We start from the raw sequence: 4,046 nt of genomic DNA, 5'->3' as shown, positions 1-4,046 counted from the left end.
GTTCGGTACTGTCTTTTCGTATTCATGCTTACCTCAATTGTAGGCTCTATTATCCACAATCAAGGTGTCCAGATCGATTAGACCAGAATACCGTACCATCCTTTTAATAAACGACCATTAAGTATTATGAATGTTGTGAATATAAAAATTGTAAATAAGATGGTTAACATTGTATTCAATTATTGATCCTTGAAGCTTAAATTTATCGTGTAGTCCTACGAACAGATACTCAAGCTGTGTGCACTATTATTTGGTCTTGCACATTAATACTATGATTATTTTCAGTTGCTTGGGTTTACACAATTCTATTGTGACAGTTAAGTTTCTTCATTTTTACACCTTAATTTAAGGGTTGTATAGATAGATTTTATGAAAACTTTACGGCGGTTAAATAGAGGGCGAACTGTCGTCACTAATTTGCTGATCCTGCATATCATGCAGTGAGCTTTCAGCGTCAGGCGTAGCGAGCTGTGCCCGCAGTTCTTGTGCTTCGATTTGTTTTTGTTTCTCTACATCGTATTCGTCTTGTTGATTGGTTTTCTCAACACTGGATTGCATACGCTTTTCTTCTGCTTTCTGAGCCTTTTCATCACCCTCAAATTGCGAGTTATGAATAGCCAGTAAACGATTGCGATCTTCGGTCGGGAGTGAAGACAATGCACCTAACTGATAATGAGCAAGTAAGGCATCGACTTTCTTCATAGCTTCGCTGCTTTCGTAATCTCTAAAGACAAAGCCCTTAGCGACTTGTGGCAGTTGGTCAAATTTAAGATCGAGTCGGGTTACAGGATAATTACCTGCAACACGTAACCAGCAAGAAAGATCATCAAGTAACATGATCTCTGATGCGCTTACCGTTGGCCTTGTTATGGTTTGATGCCCTAACGAAATACCATCACGCACCGAATTAGCACCGTAGCTGTATTGCTCCTTTGAGACTTCTAGCTCTTGTTCGCCTAAGTCTTCACTGGATTTCTTCGCCATAGGAGCAGACGGGTTACGGTAGTAAAAGCGCGAGTTCAGTAGGTCGTACATTTCATCGGCGGCGTGTTGGCCGTATGTTTTAACCAACTGTGCATAGGATTGAATCCCCAATAAGAAACAGCCGCCATGCTTACGTACTTCGGCTAATACGTTAGGCAGCTCAGGGAGCTTATGAATACTTGGGGCTTCATCCATGATCACCCAAATACGGCGATTGGGATTTTCAGATAAACCGAGAATAGAAGTTGACGCGATAGACAACCACATAGAGATCAACGGCCTTAAAGAGGCGTGTTGCTCTGCATTTGAGGTTAAGAATAAAAAGCCTTTCTCGTCATCATCCAGTACCCAATCACGAATAGAAAAGCGCTTGCGTGGATTGCCCTCAGAGTCGGGTTTATCTAAGCCCTCTAAGAATCGCAATGACTTAATGTAAGCGGCCAATACTGATTTGATTGAGATTGCGGTTTTTTGGATCTTGTCTGACACTAAACTTGCGGATTCTGTACCGTCTAAGTATTCGGTTAAGGTTTCAAGTTGCGAGGTTAAGATCAGCTCTAGCAAGCGCTCAGTGGTACAAGGTTTGCCGTCACTTTGCATCTTGTAAGCGGTAGATGCAAAAATAGTACGGGCTGATTGTACCCAAAATGGATCACCATCGCCGTGTTCAGGAATAAGTGCCATTGCGTGATTTTCAAAATCCGTGGCTCTGTTAGCATCGCACCATAAATCCCAGTATGCTGACCGTTCATCAAAAGGGTTTAAAATCGTGTCCTGGCTTTCATCATAAAAGCGCGATACGAAAGTACAGCCTTTATCGTAAACAATCGCTTTGTCACCCCTAGCTCTTATCCATTGCAGTAACTTACGAATAGCAACAGATTTACCCGCGCCCGTTGTACCACTGAATAACAAATGTCTAATTTCAAAATCTTGTGTCAGTAATTGCAGACCATCAATTTTAAAGTCACTGGCGTTTTTGTCTCTGATTAACTCTTTGGATAGGAGGCTTGGCTCTACAACTCTAACCCCACGTACTAAGCAATCTTCTGTTTGTTCAGCCCCCTTTTTGTTAAAGAACTTCATAATGATCGTGGTGATAATCGTGACCACAATAAAGCCAAACAAGAAGCCTATTTGTAAGATCCACATGAACTTATCGTTAGCATCATTGAGTAGCTTACTTTCTTTTAAGATGCCTATGGTTTCGGTAAAAGGTTCACCTTGCCAGGTTAATGTCACTTCCCTTGTGTCGGGATGAATTTTACTGATTGACCATACTTTCCAGTGGTATTGCGTGGCCTTTAAGGTTTCGGCGTCTATGAAGCTGTAAATCGCTAATCCTGCGATGATCGCGATAGCGAGAAAATACCAATGGAAAATCGCACCAATGACTTGAAAGTACATGCGGATATTGTGAAAGATGATCTGGCCGCCACGAGTAAAATTACTGGTACGGGCTTTAGGCCGCTTATTTAAACGATCTTGCATAGTATGGTTCCTTTCATGCAAAGTTGTATTTATATTAAGGAGCAACATGTACCATTAAGGTACGTATTGGGGGAGTTATGAGCGTTTATAGCTTTACGGATGTAAGACAAAACTTAAAATTGGTATGCGATCAGGTTGTCAGTGATTGCGAACCTGTGGTGATCCATCGTAGAGATGCAGAAAACGTTGTTATGTTGTCTGAGGCTGAATTTAATAGCTGGAAAGAAACCTTGTATTTATTGACTAACCCCATCAACGCAAAGCGATTATTTGAGTCTATTGAGCAAGTGAACAAAGGTCAGTTGCAAGAACGTGAGTTATTAGACTGATGAACATACTCTTTTCAGATCACGCTTGGGCTGATTACTGCTATTGGACGCCGCAAGACGGCAATACCTTGAAGCGGATTAATAAGTTAATCCAGGACTGCACAAGAACTCCGTTCGAGGGCATTGGTAAACCAGAGCGATTAAAGGAAAATCTATCGGGTTATTGGTCTAGGCGGATCACCGATGAACACCGTCTAGTGTACAAAGCGACTCAGGATACATTAACCATCGTTGCATTGCGTTTTCACTATATCTAGATTGTGGTTAATGGTTATACAGCGTAAAATAACGTCATGTTCTGAAAGAGAAAACACCATGAATACGTCAATGAGTTTGACTTCAAAAATCGACCTGTTACGGTCAAAGGGATTATCTGATCAAGAGATTGACCAGTTACTGTCTATAGCACCTAGTGCCGCGCCTGTGGTTGCGCCTCAATCACAATCAGAGTCATTACCTGAATCACTCAAAACCTTTGCGCCATTGTTTGCGGATAAGCCCGCTGAGCAATGGAATGAGCAGGTTGAAGATGTATTGAGTAAGGATAAAAAATCATCTATAGCATTTTTGGCTTATGCTTTATTATTCTTTGTTACCGTTGCATCAAGTTTCTTTTTTGACGTTGTAAAAGAGTACGGGAAACCAGTTTTATTTTGTAGCTTTATAACTTTGTTCGTTTATCTGTTCATTGAATATGTTGGTAATGGCTGGTACTACAATAAATTACGATTTTTCTTTAAAAAGACTGATCTAAATGCTCCTCAACAATGCTACAAAGCAGCGCCAACATCACGTTTAACACCGTGGATCATCGGGCTTGCTGGATTGTTTTGTTTATTATTTATGATCGCAGGGATTAACGATAACCAAGGGCTTAAAGATCCCTCATGGCTGCCTACATTGTTAGGGATACTTTTTATTATCTCTGCTGCTAGTGGTTTTTTATATTACGTCAATAAACCCGAATAAAAGATAATGAGTATCTAGCATTAAAGGGCTGCATCATGCAGCCCTTTTTATTGCCTAAGTTAAGACTATTTTTCTTTTTTTGCTTGCTCCATGATGTCGTTCATACCTTGTTTCATTCGAGCTTCAGGTGATGATTGAATTGCCGCAAACTCCTTACTGCCCGTTAATGCTTTTTGTTGATAGGTATCTGTAGTGGTCAAGTAAAACTGGACACGGACTTGTACGTATTCCAAAATCTTCGTTCAGATTCATTTGGGGTCAAGCCGCCATTAT

The 4,046-nt window shown here is 40.8% G+C and carries 5 protein-coding genes; 3 read left to right on the top strand and 2 right to left on the bottom strand.

Annotation, left to right across the window (positions count from 1 at the left end):
- Nucleotides 1–387: 387 nt before the first annotated feature.
- On the bottom strand, nucleotides 388–2,475 hold the full coding sequence (gene traD / locus L2748_RS23245; RefSeq protein ID WP_248957793.1) for a type IV conjugative transfer system coupling protein TraD: 2,088 nt from the start codon (nucleotides 2,473–2,475) through the stop codon (nucleotides 388–390).
- Nucleotides 2,476–2,552: 77 nt separating this feature from the next.
- On the opposite strand from traD, the gene L2748_RS23240 reads away from it, so the two are divergent.
- From L2748_RS23240 to L2748_RS23230, 3 genes are read left to right on the top strand one after another with little or no spacing between them, the layout of a single operon-like run.
- Nucleotides 2,553–2,804, top strand: coding sequence for a type II toxin-antitoxin system Phd/YefM family antitoxin (locus tag L2748_RS23240; protein WP_220783594.1), 252 nt, complete (start codon nucleotides 2,553–2,555; stop codon nucleotides 2,802–2,804).
- The gene (locus tag L2748_RS23235; protein ID WP_220783593.1) at nucleotides 2,804–3,061 is read left to right on the top strand and encodes a Txe/YoeB family addiction module toxin; all 258 of its coding nucleotides are present in this window, start codon (nucleotides 2,804–2,806) and stop codon (nucleotides 3,059–3,061) included. The genes L2748_RS23240 and L2748_RS23235 overlap by 1 nt, the downstream gene beginning before the upstream one ends.
- A gap of 58 nt (nucleotides 3,062–3,119) precedes the next feature.
- A complete protein-coding gene (locus L2748_RS23230) occupies nucleotides 3,120–3,773 on the top strand; it encodes a peroxisomal membrane protein PEX14 (RefSeq protein ID WP_220783592.1) in 654 nt (217 codons plus the stop codon).
- 65 nt (nucleotides 3,774–3,838) lie between these two features.
- Here L2748_RS23230 and L2748_RS23225 read toward each other — a convergent pair whose 3' ends face one another.
- Entirely contained in the window at nucleotides 3,839–4,006 is a 168-nt protein-coding gene (locus tag L2748_RS23225; protein ID WP_220783591.1) for a hypothetical protein, read from the bottom strand.
- Between the last annotated feature and the right edge of the window lie 40 nt (nucleotides 4,007–4,046).

The organism is Shewanella sairae (assembly GCF_023283535.1).
GTDB classification, from domain to species: domain Bacteria; phylum Pseudomonadota; class Gammaproteobacteria; order Enterobacterales; family Shewanellaceae; genus Shewanella; species Shewanella sairae.
This window is presented reverse-complemented; position numbering and strand designations above follow the sequence as displayed.

Coding starts and splice junctions, on each gene's coding strand:
- L2748_RS23230 (WP_220783592.1), top strand. CDS start 3,120: ATGAATACGTCAATGAGTTTGACTTCAAAAATCGACCTGTTACGGTCA.
- L2748_RS23240 (WP_220783594.1), top strand. CDS start 2,553: ATGAGCGTTTATAGCTTTACGGATGTAAGACAAAACTTAAAATTGGTA.
- traD (WP_248957793.1), bottom strand. CDS start 2,475: ATGCAAGATCGTTTAAATAAGCGGCCTAAAGCCCGTACCAGTAATTTT.
- L2748_RS23235 (WP_220783593.1), top strand. CDS start 2,804: ATGAACATACTCTTTTCAGATCACGCTTGGGCTGATTACTGCTATTGG.